The 17,577-nt window shown below is 71.1% G+C and carries 23 protein-coding genes and 1 tRNA gene; 19 read left to right on the top strand and 5 right to left on the bottom strand.

The annotated features are described in order from the left end of the window. From MPTA5024_RS29575 to MPTA5024_RS29565, 3 genes are all read left to right on the top strand, one after another. A partial coding sequence (locus tag MPTA5024_RS29575) for a peptidoglycan-binding domain-containing protein (protein ID WP_232326696.1) occupies window positions 1-999 on the top strand: 999 nt, incomplete at its 5' end. After that, window positions 996-1,709 (top strand): ABC transporter ATP-binding protein, encoded by a 714-nt coding sequence (locus MPTA5024_RS29570; RefSeq protein WP_036330478.1) that lies wholly within the window; start codon window positions 996-998, stop codon window positions 1,707-1,709. The genes MPTA5024_RS29575 and MPTA5024_RS29570, both read left to right, overlap by 4 nt. A 4-nt stretch (window positions 1,710-1,713) precedes the next feature. Continuing rightward, window positions 1,714-3,039 (top strand): ABC transporter permease, encoded by a 1,326-nt coding sequence (locus tag MPTA5024_RS29565; RefSeq protein WP_084370097.1) that lies wholly within the window; start codon window positions 1,714-1,716, stop codon window positions 3,037-3,039. 58 nt (window positions 3,040-3,097) lie between these two features. Here MPTA5024_RS29565 and MPTA5024_RS29560 read toward each other — a convergent pair whose 3' ends face one another. After that, window positions 3,098-3,757 (bottom strand): response regulator, encoded by a 660-nt coding sequence (locus tag MPTA5024_RS29560; RefSeq protein ID WP_036330476.1) that lies wholly within the window; start codon window positions 3,755-3,757, stop codon window positions 3,098-3,100. After that, window positions 3,754-5,331, bottom strand: coding sequence for a sensor histidine kinase (locus tag MPTA5024_RS29555; protein WP_036330474.1), 1,578 nt, complete (start codon window positions 5,329-5,331; stop codon window positions 3,754-3,756). The genes MPTA5024_RS29560 and MPTA5024_RS29555 overlap by 4 nt, the downstream gene beginning before the upstream one ends. A 115-nt stretch (window positions 5,332-5,446) precedes the next feature. Between MPTA5024_RS29555 and MPTA5024_RS29550 the strand changes: the two genes are divergently transcribed. The 10 genes from MPTA5024_RS29550 to MPTA5024_RS29505 all read left to right on the top strand — a co-directional run bounded on the left by MPTA5024_RS29550 (window position 5,447) and on the right by MPTA5024_RS29505 (window position 10,315). Then, a complete protein-coding gene (locus MPTA5024_RS29550; protein WP_036330472.1) occupies window positions 5,447-5,656 on the top strand; it encodes a DUF1918 domain-containing protein in 210 nt (69 codons plus the stop codon). A gap of 9 nt (window positions 5,657-5,665) precedes the next feature. After that, complete coding sequence (locus MPTA5024_RS29545; protein WP_036330470.1) at window positions 5,666-6,073, top strand: YjbQ family protein; 408 nt, start codon at window positions 5,666-5,668, stop codon at window positions 6,071-6,073. A gap of 140 nt (window positions 6,074-6,213) precedes the next feature. Continuing rightward, complete coding sequence (locus MPTA5024_RS29540) at window positions 6,214-6,642, top strand: DUF3052 domain-containing protein (RefSeq protein WP_084370137.1); 429 nt, start codon at window positions 6,214-6,216, stop codon at window positions 6,640-6,642. Window positions 6,643-6,715: 73 nt separating this feature from the next. After that, on the top strand, window positions 6,716-7,171 hold the full coding sequence (locus MPTA5024_RS29535; protein WP_198167466.1) for a peroxiredoxin: 456 nt from the start codon (window positions 6,716-6,718) through the stop codon (window positions 7,169-7,171). Between the two features lie 75 nt (window positions 7,172-7,246). Then, window positions 7,247-7,573 carry a hypothetical protein gene (locus tag MPTA5024_RS29530; RefSeq protein WP_036330467.1) on the top strand — a complete coding sequence of 109 codons (327 nt, stop codon included), beginning with the start codon at window positions 7,247-7,249 and terminating at the stop codon, window positions 7,571-7,573. Further along, on the top strand, window positions 7,570-8,541 hold the full coding sequence (locus MPTA5024_RS29525; protein ID WP_232326695.1) for an ROK family protein: 972 nt from the start codon (window positions 7,570-7,572) through the stop codon (window positions 8,539-8,541). Before MPTA5024_RS29530 ends, MPTA5024_RS29525 begins: the two co-directional genes overlap by 4 nt. A 15-nt stretch (window positions 8,542-8,556) precedes the next feature. Beyond that, window positions 8,557-8,631, top strand: a tRNA-Val gene (locus MPTA5024_RS29520). Window positions 8,632-8,772: 141 nt separating this feature from the next. Beyond that, entirely contained in the window at window positions 8,773-8,961 is a 189-nt protein-coding gene (locus MPTA5024_RS29515; protein WP_157099796.1) for a hypothetical protein, read from the top strand. 180 nt (window positions 8,962-9,141) lie between these two features. Continuing rightward, the gene (locus MPTA5024_RS29510) at window positions 9,142-9,486 is read left to right on the top strand and encodes a DUF6247 family protein (RefSeq protein ID WP_036330461.1); all 345 of its coding nucleotides are present in this window, start codon (window positions 9,142-9,144) and stop codon (window positions 9,484-9,486) included. A gap of 298 nt (window positions 9,487-9,784) precedes the next feature. After that, on the top strand, window positions 9,785-10,315 hold the full coding sequence (locus MPTA5024_RS29505; protein WP_036330459.1) for a GNAT family N-acetyltransferase: 531 nt from the start codon (window positions 9,785-9,787) through the stop codon (window positions 10,313-10,315). Between the two features lie 105 nt (window positions 10,316-10,420). Here the strand turns inward: MPTA5024_RS29505 and MPTA5024_RS29500 are convergent, their stop codons facing one another. Further along, window positions 10,421-11,035 carry a hypothetical protein gene (locus MPTA5024_RS29500; protein ID WP_036330457.1) on the bottom strand — a complete coding sequence of 205 codons (615 nt, stop codon included), beginning with the start codon at window positions 11,033-11,035 and terminating at the stop codon, window positions 10,421-10,423. A gap of 40 nt (window positions 11,036-11,075) precedes the next feature. Here MPTA5024_RS29500 and MPTA5024_RS29495 point away from each other — a divergent pair, with 40 nt between their 5' ends. The 6 genes from MPTA5024_RS29495 to MPTA5024_RS41410 all read left to right on the top strand — a co-directional run bounded on the left by MPTA5024_RS29495 (window position 11,076) and on the right by MPTA5024_RS41410 (window position 16,074). Further along, window positions 11,076-11,687, top strand: a complete 612-nt coding sequence (locus MPTA5024_RS29495) for a MarR family winged helix-turn-helix transcriptional regulator (RefSeq protein WP_198167465.1) — start codon at window positions 11,076-11,078, stop codon at window positions 11,685-11,687. 114 nt (window positions 11,688-11,801) lie between these two features. After that, window positions 11,802-12,314, top strand: a complete 513-nt coding sequence (locus tag MPTA5024_RS29490; RefSeq protein WP_036330955.1) for an isochorismatase family protein — start codon at window positions 11,802-11,804, stop codon at window positions 12,312-12,314. Between the two features lie 156 nt (window positions 12,315-12,470). Then, on the top strand, window positions 12,471-13,163 hold the full coding sequence (locus MPTA5024_RS29485) for a HEAT repeat domain-containing protein (protein ID WP_332310636.1): 693 nt from the start codon (window positions 12,471-12,473) through the stop codon (window positions 13,161-13,163). Window positions 13,164-13,169: 6 nt separating this feature from the next. Beyond that, window positions 13,170-14,174: a HEAT repeat domain-containing protein gene (locus MPTA5024_RS29480; RefSeq protein WP_036330455.1), complete on the top strand. Its 1,005-nt coding sequence runs from the start codon at window positions 13,170-13,172 to the stop codon at window positions 14,172-14,174. 284 nt (window positions 14,175-14,458) lie between these two features. Further along, window positions 14,459-15,043 (top strand): RNA polymerase sigma factor, encoded by a 585-nt coding sequence (locus tag MPTA5024_RS29475; RefSeq protein WP_036330454.1) that lies wholly within the window; start codon window positions 14,459-14,461, stop codon window positions 15,041-15,043. Continuing rightward, window positions 15,043-16,074: a hypothetical protein gene (locus MPTA5024_RS41410; RefSeq protein WP_036330450.1), complete on the top strand. Its 1,032-nt coding sequence runs from the start codon at window positions 15,043-15,045 to the stop codon at window positions 16,072-16,074. Before MPTA5024_RS29475 ends, MPTA5024_RS41410 begins: the two co-directional genes overlap by 1 nt. 128 nt (window positions 16,075-16,202) lie before the next feature. Here the strand turns inward: MPTA5024_RS41410 and MPTA5024_RS29465 are convergent, their stop codons facing one another. Together MPTA5024_RS29465 and MPTA5024_RS29460 are read right to left on the bottom strand one after the other, a co-directional pair. Next, the gene (locus tag MPTA5024_RS29465; RefSeq protein WP_036330448.1) at window positions 16,203-17,111 is read right to left on the bottom strand and encodes a phosphotransferase family protein; all 909 of its coding nucleotides are present in this window, start codon (window positions 17,109-17,111) and stop codon (window positions 16,203-16,205) included. A gap of 121 nt (window positions 17,112-17,232) precedes the next feature. Continuing rightward, window positions 17,233-17,577 (bottom strand): hypothetical protein (locus MPTA5024_RS29460; RefSeq protein ID WP_198167464.1); only part of this gene is annotated, 345 nt, incomplete at its 5' end.

Raw genomic sequence — 17,577 nt, 5'->3', positions numbered from 1 at the left:
GGGGGGACCCCGGCCTCCGCCTCGTCGTCCGGGGGCGCGCAGGGCGCCGTGCCCGCCGTCCCTACGGGAACGGCCGCCGTCGAGCGGACCGACGTCACCCAGAGCGTCCAGATCAACGGCACCTTGACGTACGACGGCGCGTTCACCGTCCAGGGGACGGGCGGCCGGCTGACCCGGCTGCCCGCGCCCGGATCGGTGGTCCGCCGGGGCCGGGCGGTCTACGAGGCCGACGGCAGGAAGGTCCCCCTCCTGTACGGCCCCCGCCCGGCGTGGCGGCCGTTCGCGCTCGGCATGACCGACGGCCCGGACATCCGCCAGCTCGAACGCAACCTGAGGGTCCTCGGGTACACCGGCTTCACCGTCGACTCCCACTACGACCTCGGGACGTACTACGCGGTCCGCCGGTGGCAGCACCACCTGAGGCTGCCGGTCACCGGCTCGCTGTCCCTCGGGCAGGTCGTCTTCCTGCCCGGGCCGCTGCGCGTGACCGCGTACGACGCCGCGCTGGGCGCGGCGATCGGCGGCCCGGTCCTGCACGGGACGGGTGAGACGCCGGTCGTGTCGGTCCGGCTCGACCCCAGCATGGCCCCCGGTGTGCGGAAGGGCGACCGCGTCACGGTCACGCTCCCGGACGGCCGCGAGCGGCGGGGCCGCGTGTCCGCGGTCAGCGACGTCGCCCAGGCGAGCCAGGGGCCGGACGAGCAACAGCAGCAGTCGTACGTCCCGATCACCGTCCGCCTCACCGGGAAGCAGCCCCGGGTGCTCGACCAGGCCATGGTCCAGGTGGCGATCACCACGGAACGCCACCGCGACGTGCTCGCGGTGCCGATCGTGGCGCTCCTCGCACGGCCCGGCGGCGCCTTCTCCGTCGTCACCGTCGGCGCCGGCGGCCACCGCACGGAGGTTCCGGTGGAGACGGGCCTGTTCGACGAGATCTCGGGCGTCGTCGAGGTGACCGGCGTCGCCGAGGGAGCCCGGGTGGAGGTGCCCGAGGGATGAGCGTCCCGTCGGGGGTCCTCGTGCTCGACGAGGTCCGCAAGGTCTACCCGGGCGAGCCGCCGGTCGAGCCGGTGCGGGGCATCTCGCTGTCGGTCGCGGAGGGCGACATGGTGGCCGTCCTCGGGCCGTCCGGGTCGGGCAAGTCCACTCTCCTTCATCTGATGGCCGCGCTCGACCGGCCCACGTCCGGGTCCGTACGGCTCGCCGGGCACGCGGTGGAGGGACTGCCGGACCGGAGGCTGGCCGGGCTGCGCGCCCACCACGTCGGCGTGGTGTTCCAGCAGTTCTTCCTGCTGGACGCCCTCACCGCGCTGGAGAACGTCGCCACCGGGCTGCTCTACCGGGGCGAGCCGGCCCGGCGGCGGCGGCGGCTCGCCGTCGAGGCGCTCGACCGGGTCGGGCTCGGCCACCGCGGGGGACATCGGGCCGGCCGGCTGTCCGGTGGCGAGCGCCAGCGGGTGGCGATCGCGCGGGCGCTGGTGGGACGGCCGTCGATCCTCTTCGCCGACGAGCCCACCGGCAACCTCGACTCGGCCACCGGCGCCGAGATCGTCGCGCTGCTGCGCGAGCTGAACGGCCAGGGGGCGACCCTCGTGATCGTCACCCACGACGCCGGCGTGGCCGCCGCGTGCCGCCGCCGGATCGTCCTGCGGGACGGCCGCGTGGTGGCCCGGGAGCACAACGGTGACCGCAACGACGGGCGGGAGTGACCACATGGACGAGCATCAGGGCGGCCGGGACGAACAGGACCCGGGAGGCGGCCGGGACGAGCCGCGCGGGCGTGATCCGCTGCCGGGCGGCCGGGACGCGGGGCCGGGCGGGCCGCGTGAGCAGCCGGGCGGGCGCAAGGCGCCGCTGCCGCGGCTGCGGGCGGCCGATCTGCTGGCCACCGGCACGCTCGGGGTGCGCACCCGCCGAACCCGGGCCGTCCTGTCGGCTCTCGGCATCGCGATCGGCATCGCGGCGATCGTGGCCGTGCTCGGCGTGACGAGGTCGAGCCAGTCGGCGCTGCTCGCGCAGATCGACCGGCTCGGCACCAACCTGCTCACCGTCGTGAACGGCAGGGACCTGGGAGGCGCGGAGGCGACCCTTCCCGCGGACGCGGCGCGGATGATCCGCCGGATGACGGGCGTGCTGCACGTCGCCCCGACCACCCAGCTCGCCGCGCGCAACGTCTACCGCAACCCGCTGGTGCCCTCCGGCCAGACGGGCGGCCTGGCCGTCCGCGCCTGCGACCCGTCCCTGCCGGCGGCGCTGGACGGGCGGGTGCGGCGGGGCAGGTTCCTCGACGCGGCCACCGCCGGCTACCCGGTCACCGTGCTCGGCTACGAGACCGCCCGGACGCTAGGGATCACCGAAACCGGCCCGGACGTCCGCGTCTGGCTCGGTGGCCACTGGTTCTCCGTCGCCGGCATCCTCGACCCGCTGCCCCTGGCCCCGGAGATCGACCGTTCGGCGCTGGTGGGGTTCCCCGTCGCCGCCCGGCTGTTCGGGTACGACGGGCACCCGAGCCGCCTGTACGTCCGGGTGGCCCAGGACCGGGTCGAGCAGGTGGCGGGCCTGCTCGCGCTGACGGCCGACCCGGCCAACCCGGAGCAGGCCGAGGTGAACCGGCCCTCGGACGCGCTGACGGCCCGGCTCGCCGTCGCCCAGTCGGGGGCCGCGCTGTTCCTCGGCCTGGGGGCCGTCGCCCTGCTCGTGGGCGGGATCGGCATCGGCAACATCATGGTCATCTCGGTGCTCGAACGCCGGGGGGAGATCGGCCTGCGCCGGTCGCTGGGCGCCACCCGGCGGCACGTGGCCGGCCAGTTCCTGACCGAGTCGCTCGTGCTGGCCGCGATCGGCGGCGCCGGCGGGGTGGCCATCGGGTGCCTCGTCACGGCCGGCCTGTCCGCCTCCCGGGGCTGGGACCTGCTGGTTCCGCCGGAGGCCCTGTGGGGCGGCCCGGCCGTGGCCCTCGCGGTCGGCGCGCTCGCGGGCCTCTACCCGGCCCTCCGCGCCGCCGCCCTCGCCCCGACCGACGCCCTGCGTACCGTCTGACCGGCCCGCGCTCGCGACCTGGCCGCTGGCGCTCACCCGGGCGCCCGCCGGGCGCGGCTCAGCCGTCCAGGGCCTCGTCGAGCGGGACGAGGCCCTGCTGGAGGCCGAAGATCGCGGCCTGCGTCCGGTCGGCCAGGCCGAGCTTCGCCAGGATGCTCGACACGTGGGTCTTCACCGTCTCCCTGCCCATGCCGAGCGAACGGCCGATCTCCGAGTTCGACCGGCCCCGCGCGAGCTGGGCCAGCACGTCCCGCTCCCGCGGGGTGAGCAGGTCGAGGGGCCGCCGGGCGCCGCCCCGCCGTACGCGCTCGACCAGCAGGGCGGCGACGCCAGGCTCCAGCACGCTGCCGCCCTCGGCGGCGGCCCGGACGGCGTCCACCACGCGGTCGACGGCGGTCGTCTTGGGCAGGTACGACAGCGCCCCGAGGCGCACCGCCTCGACCACCCGCTCGTCCTCCAGGAACGAGGTCAGCACGATCACCGCCGGGCGGTCCGCCTCCGGCGTCCCGCCGAGCCTGCGCAGCACGCCCAGGCCGTCCAGGCCGGGCATCACCATGTCGAGCAGCACCACGTCGGGCCGCAGGGCCGGGATCACGGCCAGCGCCCGCTCGCCCCCGGCGCACTCGCCCACGACCTCGATCCCGTCCTCCTGGTCGAGCACGAACCTCAGGCCGTGCCGTACGACCTCGTGGTCGTCCACGATCAGCACCCGGATCATCGCGTCTCCCGCCCGTCGTCCGAGAGCCGTTCGGGCAGGGCGCCGACCGGTCGCGGCGCGGTCGCGGCGGGCGGCCTCCCGGAGGCGGGGAGCGGCAGCCGCGCGGACACGGTCGTGCCGCGTCCCGGCTCGCTCGTCAGCTCCAGGACGCCGCCCAGCTGGCGGACCCGCTCGCGCATGAGGCGCAGGCCCATCCCGTGGCGGGAGGCGGCCGACGCCTGGTCGAAGCCGGCGCCGTCGTCGCCTACCTCGACCAGGACGCCGCCGTCGCGCACCCGCAGCCGCACATCCACCGACTTCGGCTCGGCGTGCTTGATCGCGTTGCCGAGCGACTCCTGCACGAGCCGGAGCACGGCGTGCTCGGCGGCCGGCGGGAGGCTCACCTCCTCCAGCGAGGATGTCACCCGGATCCCGAGGCGGGCCTCGTACGCGCGGCACAGCTCGTCGAGGGCGGGCACGAGCCCCGCGTCCTCCAGCGCCACCGGACGCAACTCCAGCAGCAGGGCCTGCATCTCCCGCATCGCCCGGGCGGCCGTGCGCTCCATCGACTCGGCCTGGGGACGCAGGGCCTCCGGGGCGGCCCGTCGCATCCCGGCGGCCAGCAGGCTGAGCGAGAACAGGTCCTGGGAGATGGAGTCGTGCAGTTCCCCGGCGATCCTCGCCCGTTCCGCGTGCCGGGCGTCCGCCTCGGCCGTCAGCCGCTCGGCGGCCACCGCGCCGCGCAGCCGCTCGGTCATCAGGTTGAACGCCTCCTCCAGGAGGCCCACCTCGTCCCCCGGCGTGACCGGCACCCGTGGCCGGAAGTCTCCCCGGGAGACCGCGCCGGTCACCGCGGCCAGCCGCCGCACCCGGCCGATCAGCCGACGGGTGCTCAGCAGGCCGAACAGCAGCCCGACCGGCAGCACCAGGCTGAGGGCGAGCGCCCCCGGAAGGACCATGGGATAGACGGACGAGAAGGAGAACTCGCCGCCGTACCCCGGCGGCGCCTGCACGTACACGTATCCCGCGGTGACGAGCGAGGTGCCCTTGAGACTCTCCTTCGCTTCGACGGACGGCGGGCTCGGAGGGGTGCTCGCCGGGATGAGGACGGGGCTGGCCCACCACACGGCCTCGCCCGCCGGCGTGAGGCCCTTGCCCCCGCCGCCTCCGGGGAGCACGCGGACCGCCGAGCCGGGTGAGTAGGTGCCCTGCGCGGAGCTGCCGAGCACCTGGCCGGCGCCGTCGACGAGCACCTCCACGGGCCGGTCGACGACCATTCCGTCCGTGGGGGCGATCTCGACGCCCTTCTTGTAGTCCCGGGGCGTTCCGCCGAGGGAGGTGTCCTCGTTCGACGCCTTCATCGCCATGAAGAGCAGCCTGGCGGCGGGAACCTCCGGATAGTCGACCCTCAGCTTGGTGATCGTCAGGCTGAGCACCTTGGCGTCCCGGTTCGCCTGGTCCTGCAGCCGCGCCCGGAGGTCGGTGCCGCTCACCAGCGACGGCACGTACACGCCGAGGAGCACGGCCTCGACGGCCAGGACGGCGGCCGCGGTGACCATGACGTAGGAGGCCGCCATCCGCCCTCTGAGCCCCATTCGCGCAGCGTAACGTTTTGGTATGGGTTGTCCCTCCCTCTGTGGAGGGAGAGGTTTCTCCTCTTTCCAGGTGGCGATAGCCGTACCAGGCTCTGGAGAGAGAGGAGGGACCGAGATGCAGGCAGCGGTTGGCGACCGGCTCGTGGTGCACGGCGCCGTCGTGGGCGAACACGAGCGTCAGGGCGAGATCATCGAGGTTCGCGGCCCCGGCGGAGGTCCGCCGTTCATGGTCCGCTTCGACGACGGGCACGAGGCTCTGGTCTTCCCGGGGCCGGACGCGGTCGTCGTCCCAGCTCACAGTGGTGCGGCCCGGGCCGGATCGTAATATCACGGTGTGAAGTCGACGGAGATCAGGGTGCACACCGGTTCCGCGGAGCGGGTGCACGACATCACGCGCGAGTGCGCGGAGTTCGCCCGCGGATGCGGGGGAGACGGCCTGCTGCACGTGTTCGTGCCGCACGCGACGGCGGGGGTGGCGTTGCTGGAGCTGGGCTCCGGGAGCGACGAGGATCTGCTGGCCGCTCTCGGCGACCTCCTTCCGGCCGACGACAGGTGGAGGCATGCGCACGGCTCCCGGGGGCACGGAAGGTCGCATGTCATGCCCGCGTTCATTCCGCCGTACGCGACGGTTCCCGTACTGGGCGGCAGGCTCGCCCTCGGGACCTGGCAGTCGGTCGCCGTGATCGATGTGAACGTCGACAACCCGGACAGGCGGGTTCGTTTGTCCTTTTTGTCCGATTAGCAGATAACGGTGCGGGTCAGGCCCCGTGGCGACCGTTGACGACGGCGGGTCACAGCGTGTGGACTGTGCCGAAGCATGGCTCTCGATGAGCCGGACAACCGCAGACATGGGCGGGGTCACCCCAAGCAGGAGGGATGAACGTGAGCGCGACCGCGGGTCAGGCGCAGGACGAGCGCGGCCTGGCCGAACGACTCGGCCTCAAGGCCGGTCAGGTGGTGCAGGAGGTCGGCTGGGACGAGGACTGCGACGAGGCGCTGCGCCAGTCCATCGAGGAGCTGACCGGCAACGAGCTGGTGGACGAGGACTACGACGACGTCGTCGACGTGGTGCTCCTGTGGTGGCGCGACGGGGACGGGGACCTCTTCGACGCTCTCAGCGACGCGATGACCGCTCTCGCCGACGGCGGCCAGATCTGGCTGCTGACGCCCAAGGCGGGGCGTGACGGTCACGTCGAGCCCAGCGACATCGGCGAGGACGCGGCGACCGCCGGGCTGTCGCAGACGAGCAGCGTGAGCGCCGCCAGGGACTGGTCGGGCACCCGCCTGGTCGCCCCCAAGGCCCGCCGCTGAGGTACCGCCCTGCCGTACGGCCCCGCTGTGCCGTACGGCAGGATGATGGGCGGATCAGCTGGAAGGACTGCTCATGGCGGTAGAGGTCGGACAGATCGCGCCGGACTTCACCCTGAAGGACCAGCACGGCGCTCCCGTCAGGCTCGCCGACCTCCGGGGCCGCAGGGTCGTGCTCGTCTTCTACCCGCTGTCGTTCAGCCCGGTCTGCCACGGGGAACTGGCCGCCCTCCGCGACGAGCTCGTCCCGGCCGCGCCCGAGGACGTCGAGGTGCTCGCCGTGTCCGTCGACTCGATGTACAGCCAGCGCGCCTGGGCCGACCAGGAGGGCTTCCCGTTCCCGCTGCTGTCCGACTTCTGGCCCCACGGCGAGGTCGCCCGGGCGTACGGTGTCCTGGACGAGGAGAGGGGCCTCGCCCGCCGGGGCACGTTCATCCTCGACGGCGAGGGCGTCGTGCGCTGGAAGGTCGTCAACCCCGCGGGGTCCGCGCGGGACGTCGGCGAGTACCGGAAGGCGCTGGCCGGCCTCTGATCGTTTGACCGCCCCCACGTGGGCATTGACATATCTCCGTCTGCACCTTTCCCGAACCGCACTTGGAGGCCCACCATGCCCTGCTACCGATGCGGGGCCCGGCAGACCGACCCCGTACGAGGCGTGAGCCCCTGGAAGCGCGGGGTGCGCCGCGAGGCGCAGGTCCTGGTCTGCCCGGACTGCCAGCGCGAGCACGACCTCGATCTCGACACGTGCGCCACCTGCGGCTCGATCTCGCTGATCTGCCGTCTCGGCGAGGTCGAGTGCCGTTCCTGTGGATCCGTCCGGCTCGCCCGGTCCCGCGACTCGCTGATCTCGGCCGAATCCCTCGTCCCGGCCGGTCCGCCCGGCCTGGCCGCCGAGGTCGAGGCCGCCCTCAGCCGCGTGCTCGGCCGCTCGTGACGGCGTCCGTGCCGGAGTACGTCGTCGGCCTCGATGTGGGCGGCACCGCCATGAAGGGCGGGCTCGTCACCCGCGAGGGACGGGTCACCGCCCTCGACGGCCGCCCCACCGGCCGCGAGAACGGCCCGGAGGCCGTCGTCGACGCCGTCCGCGCCTACGCCGGGGAGCTCGCCGACCTCGGCAGCTCCCTGTTCGGCGGCCCGCCCGTCGCCGTCGGCCTTGCCGTCCCGGGCATCGTGACCTCGACGACCGCCATGTACTCGGCCAACATCGGCTGGCACCAGGTCCCCGCCGCGGCCTTCGTGCCCCCCGGCCTGCCCGCCCGCCTCGGCCACGACGTCCGCACCGGCGGGCTGGCGGAGAGCGTTTTCGGGGCCGGCAAGGACGTGGACGACTTCCTCTTCCTGCCCATCGGCACCGGCATCGCGGGCGCCGTGGTCCTGCGCGGCGAACCGTACGGCGGGGCCAACGGCTGGGGCGGCGAGATCGGCCACGCGGCTGTGTGGCCGGCGGGGGAGAAGTGCGCGTGCGGGCAGATCGGCTGCCTGGAGACCTACGCCTCGGCCTCCGCGATCGGCCGCCGCTACGAGACCCGCACCGGCCGGCCCGCCACAGCCAAGGACGTCGTCGGCCTCGCCGCCTCCGGCGATCCGGCGGCCCAGGAGGTGTTCGGGGAGGCCGTCGAGGCCCTCGCCATCTCCCTGGCGTCGTACGTCCTGACCATGGACCCCTCGCTGATCGTCATCGGCGGCGGCCTGTCGGAGGCGGGCCCGGCGCTGTTCGACCCCCTCCGCGAACGCCTGGCCGCCCGGCTGACCTTCCGCGACCCCCCGCCGCTGTGCCCGGCCGCCCTCGGCGTCCAGGCGGGGATGCTCGGCGCGGCCCTGCTCGGCTGGCAGGCCGTGGGCGCCCATGACGTGGGCCGCGACTGGTCGCTCGATGTGCTGAGAGGCGGCGAGGTGCCGTAAGGTGTAGTCCCGTCCGGGCGGTTAGCTCAGCGGTAGAGCACTCGCCTTACAAGCGAGGGGTCACTGGTTCGAACCCAGTACCGCCCACCAGCGAAAAGAGCCCGTTCCGATCATCGAAACGGGGCTTCGTGCCATTAGCCTTGGGTTCTGGCCCGTCTGATCTTGCCGCCATGGCTTCCTCTCGACACCGTAATCATGGTCGGCGTCCTTCTGCGAGAACAGACTGGGAGTGTGAGTGTCATCTGCGAGGAAGTGCAGCACCGGCTGGATCAGATGCCGTCCGCTACCGAGCCGGTTCGAGAGCGGCTGACCGAGTCCGCCCCGGCGGAGGGTCACCTCACCTTCTTCGCGTCGTTCGCGGCGGAGCCGGACCTTGCCGAGAGGCATGAAGAGATCCTGCGCTCGGACATGGGGCGCTGACACAGCCCCTACGACACTGGTCTTCATCTCGATCTCCCTCAGGCAGCGGGGCCGCTGCTCGTGCCGCTCTACTGGTCGGGGAGCCAGGTCCTGGAGTCGCGCACCCGCCCGTAGGGCGGATCACCTCCTCAGGTCCTGGTTTGCCTGGGCCGCATCACTGCCTGTACGTACACTGACGGCATGACCGCGCAACCACAGGAATTCAACCCTGAAGGTCCTCTTCCGGAGAAGAATCTGCGTGCCATCCGTAGGGCGTTGGTCGTGCCTCAGGACCGAGATGGATTCGACGCGGGTCTTGACGTCGTCCTGGCTGAGGTTCGCGCCAGTTTGGACCTGGGTCGGTTGAGTGAGTTTATCCACACCTGGTGGTTGATCGCATGCGACTCGGTCAAAGATCCGCAGGGCCGCACAGACGCCTACGAGCGGGCTGCCCACGTTCAGGAACTGGCGGACGCCGGCCAACAGATTCCCCGAGGCGACAAGTCGTGGCGCGAACTGCTGGCGGAGCGCAGGGTCGAGCGGTAGGTGTACTCGATTATCGCGTGGGCGATCTGTCTCTCTGGCATGCGACGTTCTCCATCGACGGAGCGACTCTTCGTCGCACATGCCGAGCCCGGAATCCCGTCCGACGACGCCCTGGCCAGGTTGTCTGCCAGCCGGTGCTGAGTGAGGCCCAACTCAGCCAGCACACACATAACCTGATCGCTGACAGCGCGGGTGCAATGTCCCCTCACCCCGAGACGGGATTGTTCACCCAGCCGCACTGATCGGCCGGCGGGCCATACGGTCGAACGTCGTTCTACAAGGTTGTTAGCATGCGCGCATGTCAGACCTAGGACATGTGGCGTGGCCGCCTGAGCTGATCCGGACCGAGCGGCTCGTGCTCCGTGAGCCCGAGGGGCGGGACCGTACAACGTTCATCGAGCTGCTCGCCTCGCCGGAGGTGCACACCTACCTCGGCGGTCCCCGGCCGCGTGACGAGCTTGAGCGTGAGATGCCAGAGGTTCCCGAGCGATGGCCCGGGAGTTTCGTCGTCGAGCTCGACGGAAGGATGATCGGCCAGGTCCTGCTCAGGAGAGCGGCCGGGCACCGTCGGCCGGCTGCCGTGGGGAAGGCCGATCTCGGTTACCTGTTCCTGCCGGAGGCCTGGGGGCAAGGGTACGCCGCCGAGGCGTGCGCGGCGGCACTCGACTGGTTCGACGGCGTCCTTCCCGGCGAGCCGGTGGTGCTCACCACCCAGAGCGCCAACGTCGCGTCTATGCGCCTCGCGGCAAAGCTGGGGTTCGCCGAGGTCGAGCGGTTTCAGGCCTGGGACGCCGAGCAGTGGCTCGGCCTGCGGCTCCCGGCCACGTGATCACGTCAACACGGATCGATTGTTCCGTTCTACGACCGGTGCGCCGCCTCGGGCCCGCCCGCGGTGGGACAGCGTGGGTCCGCTGGGCCTACGCAGCTCGGTTGTTCACGATGCAGTGGGAAGTACCCGTTCGGACGTTTCGGTGTCTGTCACCTGGTCGGCGGATTCCGGCCGTTGGACGCGTCGGCTGATCGCTGAGGCGAGCGCGACCGAGGCCAGCAGCAGAGGTGTGGTGAACGCGACGAAGCCGAGGACCCGTTTGATCGCTGTGGCCGCGCCGGCCAATGCGATCACTGCGGGATGTGTGTGGGGCCAGTCCAGCAGCAAGCTCCATATGCCGATGTTCTCGACGTAGTCGAGGACGGTCATGGCGACTGCCGGCACCAGGACCGGCCACCATCGGCTGCCATAGCGGCGGGCCGGCAGTGCCGTTGCCACCAGAAGCAGCGCGCCGAGGGCGGCCGGATATATCAGGTCGAGTAGTTGCTGGTGGACGTACGCGGTGCGGCCGGCAGGGCCGCATGCGTTCAGCATGATCCGGGCATCCTGCAGGGTCCACCAGCTTCGGACGTCGAAGGGCGGCAAATCGGCGCAGGCGCGGCTCACCGCCGCGAGGGAGCCGGCCCAGCCACCGAACATGAGCCCGGCCAGTGGGAGATAGACGGCTGCCGTCACGGCGAGATGGCGGGGACGGACCATGGAGATGATTGAGCGCAGCACAGGATCGCCATCACTTCATTTAGTGCTCTATCGTAGTAATATGCAACGTATCAGCAGCAATCCTCGTCCGTCCACTCTGTTGTTCGACATCTGGCTCGTGACGCACCTGACCACGAACCTGCTCGATGAGGCGTTGCGGGACCTTGCCGTCACTGCGGACGAGTTCGGGCTGTACTCATTGCTTCGCGAACTCGGGCCGAGCACGCCGACGCAGATCTCGCGCTGGACCGGGATGGCGCCGACAACCGTGTCCGGCATGGTCCGCCGGCTCACCGTCCGCGGGCATGTCGCCCAGATGCCCAACCCGCGCGACGCTCGTTCACGACTGCTCGGACTCACCGACGAGGGCTACCGCGTCGCGAACGACGGCGGCGTTCGCCTCGCCGCAGTAATGCCCAAGCTGCTCGACGCGATCGGCCCGCACACGTCCATGGCACACGTCGGACTCCGGCGGCTCGACCGGGCGCTCCGGGTGGTCATCGGTGCGGCCGAACGGCCGGACGAGCCGCTGCCCGATGAAGCCGGCGAGGCCGTCGACGGTGGCAGCGTCCCCTACTCAGGCTCACCGCTGACCGAGACGCAAGAGCGGGAAGTCCAGCAGTTCATCCGCTGGATCATTGATCGCGACGCATCACCCGCCAATCGTCACTGATCGGCCGCCATCCACCACAGCAGCCGACGGCACGCCAGGAACGGCATCGCGGGCAGATCGCAGTCGCTCACCGCGGAGCGTGAGCTGGCCGATGTGGTCGCTACCATGCCGATCATGGACAAACTGGATCCCCGCCGCACCGCGTTGCTCCTTATCGACCTGATGACGCGCATCGTCGAACAGCCCACGGCGCCCCATTCCGGACCTGCCGTGGTCGCCCGCTCCCTCGCTCTGGCCGACGCAGTGCGAAAGGCAGGCGGTCTCGTCGTCTCCGTACGGGTCGAGCGGCCAGGCGTCGCGGAGCAGCCACCGGGCAGCGAACTGGTGGAAGGGGTGCTCGGCGACCTGGAGATCGTGAAGCGCACCTGGGGTGCATTCCACAACACGGGGCTGGAGGAGGCGTTGCGTGAGCACGCCATCGACACTCTGATCATCACCGGGATCGCCACGAACTTCGGTGTCGAGCAGACCGCGCGCTTCGCCGACGAATTCGGCTTCACGGTGATCCTGCCCGAGGACGCGATCACCGCACTCGACGCGCACGCCCATCAGTTCGCCTTCGACTACATCTTTCCGCGCATCGCTACCGTCTGCACCACCGGCGAGCTCGTGGCAGCGCTCGACTGAGGTCAGTACAGACTCGGCCGATACCGCGAGAACTACCGAGAGAGGTGGCGGCCTGGTCGTCGGCCAGGGCGTGAATCCGGCACGCCCCGCTGCTTTTGCCCGGGGATCCCGTCGCAAGGCCTCGCTTGACCTTGACACGGTGACAAGGTCTTCACTGTGGCCGAGGAGGTGGTGGTTCCGATGACCATGCCGGAAGACGACACGAACACGTCGCGAGCTCTTCGAGGGCTGGAGGACAGCAGTTCGTCGGTGCGGCTGCAGGCGGTGCTGGCGATCGGCACGGCCCCGGATGCGCGGTTCATCGACAGGCTCATCGAACGCTGCGCGGTCGAGCCCGATTTCTACGTGCGTGACATGCTGACGTGGGCGCTCACTCGCCACTCGTCATCGATGACGGTTCCGAAGCTCGTCGACGAGCTTCGCTCGGAACGTGCGCAGGCGCGAAGCCAGGCGTTGCACACGCTGTCCAAGATCGGGGATCGGCAGGCGTGGCCGGCGATCACACGGGCGCTGCTGACCGACGGCGACGAGGAGGTGGCGCGCAGCGCCTGGAGGGCCGCGGTCGTACTCGTGCCCGAAGGTGAAGAATCCGAATTGGCCGAGGTGCTGGCGACACAGCTCGGACGCGGCGAGCGTGAGACGCGGTTGAGCCTCAGCCGGGCGCTGATCGCGCTCGGTGAGGTGATCGTGCCGACCCTGCGGGCCGCGGTGACGAATCGCGATCCTCGCGTGCGTCAGCACGCGATCGCCACGGAGCGTCTGTTGCGCAACCCGGACGCGGGATTCGAGTTCGCGATCGAGGAGGCGAAGCGCGTCTCAGTCCTCGGCGCGGCCGGCCAGGAGGGGTGACAGGCGGTGTTGATCGGTGATGTGGCACGACGGTCCGGGGTCAGCGCCCGGATGCTCCGGCATTACGAATCGCTCGGCCTCGTGCGGCCGACGGGTCGCAGCGAGGCCGGCTATCGGGAGTACTCCAGCGAGGACATCCGGCGGATCTTCCATATCGAGAGCCTGCGGTCGTTGGGGCTGTCGCTGCGTGAAGTCGGGCGTGCGCTGGACGATCCCGGATTCACGCCCTCGGAGCTCGTCGGCGACCTCATCCGCCAGACCCGGGAACGCATCGCGGCCGAGACGGAACTGCTCACCCGTCTGAGCCGGATCGGCGCCGCGGCACCCGCCGACTGGGAGGACGTCCTCCGGATCGTGGCGCTCCTGCAGGCCCTGGGATCGGACAGCGCAGGCAAGCGCCAGCGCGCGGCCCTGTCCTCGGCCGAAGATGCTCCGGTGCCGGTGGAAGCCCTGGTCGAGGCCGCGTTGAGCGAGGCGGACCCGAACGTCGCCGGAGCCCTTCACTGGGCTCTGGCGCGATCGGGTGGTGGCGCGGTGGCGCTGCTGGCGGAGGGCCTCCGATCATCGGCAGCCGAGGTCCGGCGACGTGCCGTCCAGTCCATCGCCGAGATCCCGGACGATGAGGCGACCGCAGTGCTGCGGGAGGCCCTCACGAGCTCCGACGTCGTGGTCCGCGGATGTGCGGCTCTGGCGCTCGGAGCACGTGGAGTGGCCGACGCGGTCCCGGCGCTCATCGACATGATCGTCAAGGGGACGAACGACGTCGACGCAGCCGATGCGCTGAGCGCGCTGGCGAGTGATCCCGCGCTGGCGGACCAGATCGCCACCGGGCTCGCCGGCCGCCTCGCCCACGGCACCAATGACTCGTCCGTACGTCTGCGGCTGGCGCAGGCGCTCGCCGACATCCCGGGACCCACGACGTCACGTGCCCTCGCGGACCTGTCACACGACGAAGACCGTGCCGTCGCGCTTACCGCGACATACGTTCTCTCGCTACGCGACGGGCGATGACGCGATCTTTCCTGTAGTGCCGTGTGGCGTCCCTCGACGACGACCGCAGGATTCTGGCCGGACAGGTCGGCTTCTTCGTGAGCGGGCCTTTCGTGGCTCACGAATACCGTCGCCCCCTCCGGCAGCGAGGCTGGTCCGGCCACCCACTCGGAGGACACCCCTCGTCCCGCTCCGGCCGAGGCGATGCGGGAGCCTTCACGAACAAGGACCCTGACCAGGCTGAACGCTTCGCCCCATCAGTTGGCAATAGCTGGGTGTAAGGCGATCCGGTTACGAGGAGGGGCATGGATCCGGATGATGCGGAGTTGATCGGCCGATCACTCGACGGCGATGAGGATGCCTTCGTCGAGGTGGTCCGGCGTCACGAGGCAGCTGTGGGGGCCTACCTCGCGCGACGGGTCGGCCGCGATCTGGCCGAGGACCTGCTCGGCGAGGTGTGGGTGGCGGCGCTCACGTCCCGGGCGGCCTACGATCGCTCCTTCCCCGACGCCCGCCCGTGGCTGTTCGGCGTGGCGCACAACACGCTCCGGCGGCACTGGCGGTCCCGCCCGGGCATGGAGGAGCCGCTGGCGGACGTCACCGACATCACTGACAGGGCGTCCGGCTGGGACCCCTGGGCCGCCGTGGACAGCCGCGTCGACGTCGAGTCGCTGCTGCGGCAGGCGCTGGCGCTGCTCCGGCCGCAGCAGCGGGAGATCTTGACCCTGGTGGCCTGGGAGGACCTGACCGTCGCCGACGCGGGGCGGGCGATCGGCGTACCGCCGGGGACGGCGCGCCGTTACCTGCACGAGGCGCGAATGGCATTGCGGAACGCGCCGGGGATGGCCGCGCTGCTGACCGATCACAACACGATAAAAGAGGCCAACTGATGATCGACGAGATGGACCTGTTGCGGAACCTGAGGGACACCGAGCCGGTGCGGCCGCACGCCTTCGAGGAGGCCAGGGCCGTGCTACGGGCGGCGCTGGCCGTGGAAGGGGCGCCGGAGACGAGAACGGCGTCTCGTCGGCGGGCCCGGTGGGGCATGCGCCGGACGATGGGCTTCGGCGCCGCCGGCCTCGTCGCCGCGGCCGCGGCCGCGGCGCTGGTGCTCCCGTCCGCGTCGACGCCCGCCCAGCTCCCCGCGACAGCGGCGCCGGCGGCAGGGAACCACATCCTGGCCGAGCTGGCCGCGGCCATCACGCCCCTGCAGGCCAAGGCGCCGGGTGACGCGACGCTGGAGATCCGCAACGAGTCGCCGACCAGTGACGAGCTGAGCGACGGCCACGGCATCGGACTGTTCACCGACGACGGCACCTATTACTGGGGGAACGACAAGAGTGCCCTGCGGCGTGCCGTCGTCCGCAAGGACGGCGGTGACGACATGTTCAAGCGCGACATAGCGGCGGCGCTCTACGCCGTGAAGGGCGATATCGACACCGCGCGCGCCCGGATGGCCGTTTCCAACCTCGCTCGGGGCACGGATCCCACGTCGGGAGAACGGGCCGAGATCGAGAAGCTCAAGGGCCTGGCCAAGGCGCGGGGCGAGAAGTACGTGCCGCCGAAGCCGCTGACCGCTGAGCAGCAGAAGGACGTCACCGACAACCACATCTGGACGAACGCCATCGACGCCCTGCTCGCGGCGCCGGAGAACCCCCAGGTCCGGGCCGGCGTACTCCGAATCATGGCGACGATGCCTAAGGTCAAGGTCACGAAGACCGTCACCGCCGGAAAGCCCACGCTCACGCTGATGGACAGCTGGTCCACCACCGGCGGGAAGACCGAGGAAAAGCTGGTCATCAACGCGGGCACCGGCCAGCCTGTCGCGTTGACCAGCAGCGTGCCGGACATGCCGTCCAGCACGTACTACTACCACAACTCCCGGGTGACGCTCGCCGACGTCGAAGCCGGCAGGTTCTGACCCCGTTACCCCCCGAGATCCTGCGGGCCGCCCGGTAGCCGGGCGGCCCGCTTTCCACGCTTACCGATGGCGCGCGCTGAGCCCTCGCCGGCCGCCTGGGCGACGGCCTTCGCTGCCGGGTGGGATCGTCAGTCTTCCTGGGCCGGATACAGCCACCGCAGTGCGGCGAGGCCGTTGTCGAGGTATCTGCGTCGACCTGTTTCGACTCCGTAGGCCAGGTCCTCCAGCACGCTGCACCGGGCGTAGAAGACGGCCCGGGTACGGATCGCCTCGATCTCGTACGGGTCGGCGTGGTAGTCGCACAGGGCGAGGCGGACGGCCTGGGGGCCGAGGTCGCGGCAGATGAGGCCGAAGTCGTAGGCCGGATCGACGATCGCGGCGTCGCTCCAGTCGATGACGCCGGTCACCTTCCCGGTGTCCGGGTCGACGAGGACGTGCTCGATTCCCAGGTCGTTGTGGGAGAACACCGGATCCTGTCCGTCCGCCGGCGGCGGCGAGGCGAGGAACGCCTCCACGGCAGGGCGGTGCGCTGCCGGCACCCACGAGGCGAGGATGTGGTACATCTCCGCGGCCTCGGATAACCACAGGGCATTCGGCTGGTCGTCGGTGTCCACCAGCTCGGCCATCCGGGCGAGGGGAGCGCGGTGGAGGACGGAGAGCAGCTCGCCGAGCCTGGCAGCGATCGACATGCCGTGCGCCGATCGTTGCGGCAACGGGAGGTCGATCAGCGGCACGCCGGGGAGTTTGACGTACGCCAGGCAGCCCCGCTCGGCGACGGTGAAGGCCGGCTCGGGGACGGGCAGGGGGGAGATGGCCGCGACGGCGGCGAGCAGCGCGGCCTCGTCGTTCACCTTCGCGGCCCGGAGTTGCGGATCGGGCTCGTCGCTGAATCGGACGATCAGCTCGCCGTCGACCTCGTAGGCGGTGTTGTCCTGACCCGCGCCCAGCACATCCACCGTGCCGATCCGATAGCCGGGCAGGTGAGCGGCGACGATGTCCCGGACCTCTCCGGCGCGATCGCTGCTCCGGCTCTCCATGCCACGATCCTAGGCCGTTGATCGATCGCGTTATCGGGCACGTGGCCGTCGAGCGGTGTGCGGCGCCGAGGCTCTCTCAACAGGATTGGTGATGGGCACCGGACTCGTCACTCTGCAGGCGTTAGCCCTCGTCGAACATGTCTTCCAGCAGCAGGCGAGCCCGATCGGGAACCGGCTCGTCGGGGAAGATCTCCGTGCACACGCGGAGGACCTCGTCAGCCGTGGTGAGTCCCAAACGCTGGACCAGAGCACGAATGTCTCCGGTGTCCCGCCGGCGGGAGGCGAGGACTTTCATCGCGAGGAGATGTTCAGGGGAGGCGGCGGATACGCGCAGCCCTGGATGGTCGAAGACCCGTCGAGCGGAACTGTCCTGGCCGGGGGCGACGTAGGCGCTGGCCTGCTCGTTGAGCCACCACGATGGCAAGCCGAGTTCGGAAGCGACCGCCCGCGCCTCATCCAGGACGGT

Origin of the sequence: Microbispora sp. ATCC PTA-5024 (assembly GCF_000511135.2) — a bacterium.
GTDB lineage: Bacteria > Actinomycetota > Actinomycetes > Streptosporangiales > Streptosporangiaceae > Microbispora > Microbispora corallina.
The sequence above is the reverse complement of the archived record's forward strand: the minus strand, read 5'-3'. Positions and strand labels throughout refer to the sequence as shown.

Bases quoted from the DNA above. Each gene is read 5' to 3' on its own strand.
- MPTA5024_RS29555 (WP_036330474.1), bottom strand. From the start codon at position 5,331: ATGGGGCTCAGAGGGCGGATGGCGGCCTCCTACGTCATGGTCACCGCG.
- MPTA5024_RS29505 (WP_036330459.1), top strand. From the start codon at position 9,785: ATGTCAGACCTAGGACATGTGGCGTGGCCGCCTGAGCTGATCCGGACC.
- MPTA5024_RS29490 (WP_036330955.1), top strand. From the start codon at position 11,802: ATGGACAAACTGGATCCCCGCCGCACCGCGTTGCTCCTTATCGACCTG.
- MPTA5024_RS29535 (WP_198167466.1), top strand. From the start codon at position 6,716: ATGGCGGTAGAGGTCGGACAGATCGCGCCGGACTTCACCCTGAAGGAC.
- MPTA5024_RS29510 (WP_036330461.1), top strand. From the start codon at position 9,142: ATGACCGCGCAACCACAGGAATTCAACCCTGAAGGTCCTCTTCCGGAG.
- MPTA5024_RS29530 (WP_036330467.1), top strand. From the start codon at position 7,247: ATGCCCTGCTACCGATGCGGGGCCCGGCAGACCGACCCCGTACGAGGC.
- MPTA5024_RS29560 (WP_036330476.1), bottom strand. From the start codon at position 3,757: ATGATCCGGGTGCTGATCGTGGACGACCACGAGGTCGTACGGCACGGC.
- MPTA5024_RS29475 (WP_036330454.1), top strand. From the start codon at position 14,459: ATGGATCCGGATGATGCGGAGTTGATCGGCCGATCACTCGACGGCGAT.
- MPTA5024_RS29495 (WP_198167465.1), top strand. From the start codon at position 11,076: ATGCAACGTATCAGCAGCAATCCTCGTCCGTCCACTCTGTTGTTCGAC.
- MPTA5024_RS29565 (WP_084370097.1), top strand. From the start codon at position 1,714: ATGGACGAGCATCAGGGCGGCCGGGACGAACAGGACCCGGGAGGCGGC.
- MPTA5024_RS29570 (WP_036330478.1), top strand. From the start codon at position 996: ATGAGCGTCCCGTCGGGGGTCCTCGTGCTCGACGAGGTCCGCAAGGTC.
- MPTA5024_RS29550 (WP_036330472.1), top strand. From the start codon at position 5,447: ATGCAGGCAGCGGTTGGCGACCGGCTCGTGGTGCACGGCGCCGTCGTG.
- MPTA5024_RS29465 (WP_036330448.1), bottom strand. From the start codon at position 17,111: ATGGAGAGCCGGAGCAGCGATCGCGCCGGAGAGGTCCGGGACATCGTC.
- MPTA5024_RS41410 (WP_036330450.1), top strand. From the start codon at position 15,043: ATGATCGACGAGATGGACCTGTTGCGGAACCTGAGGGACACCGAGCCG.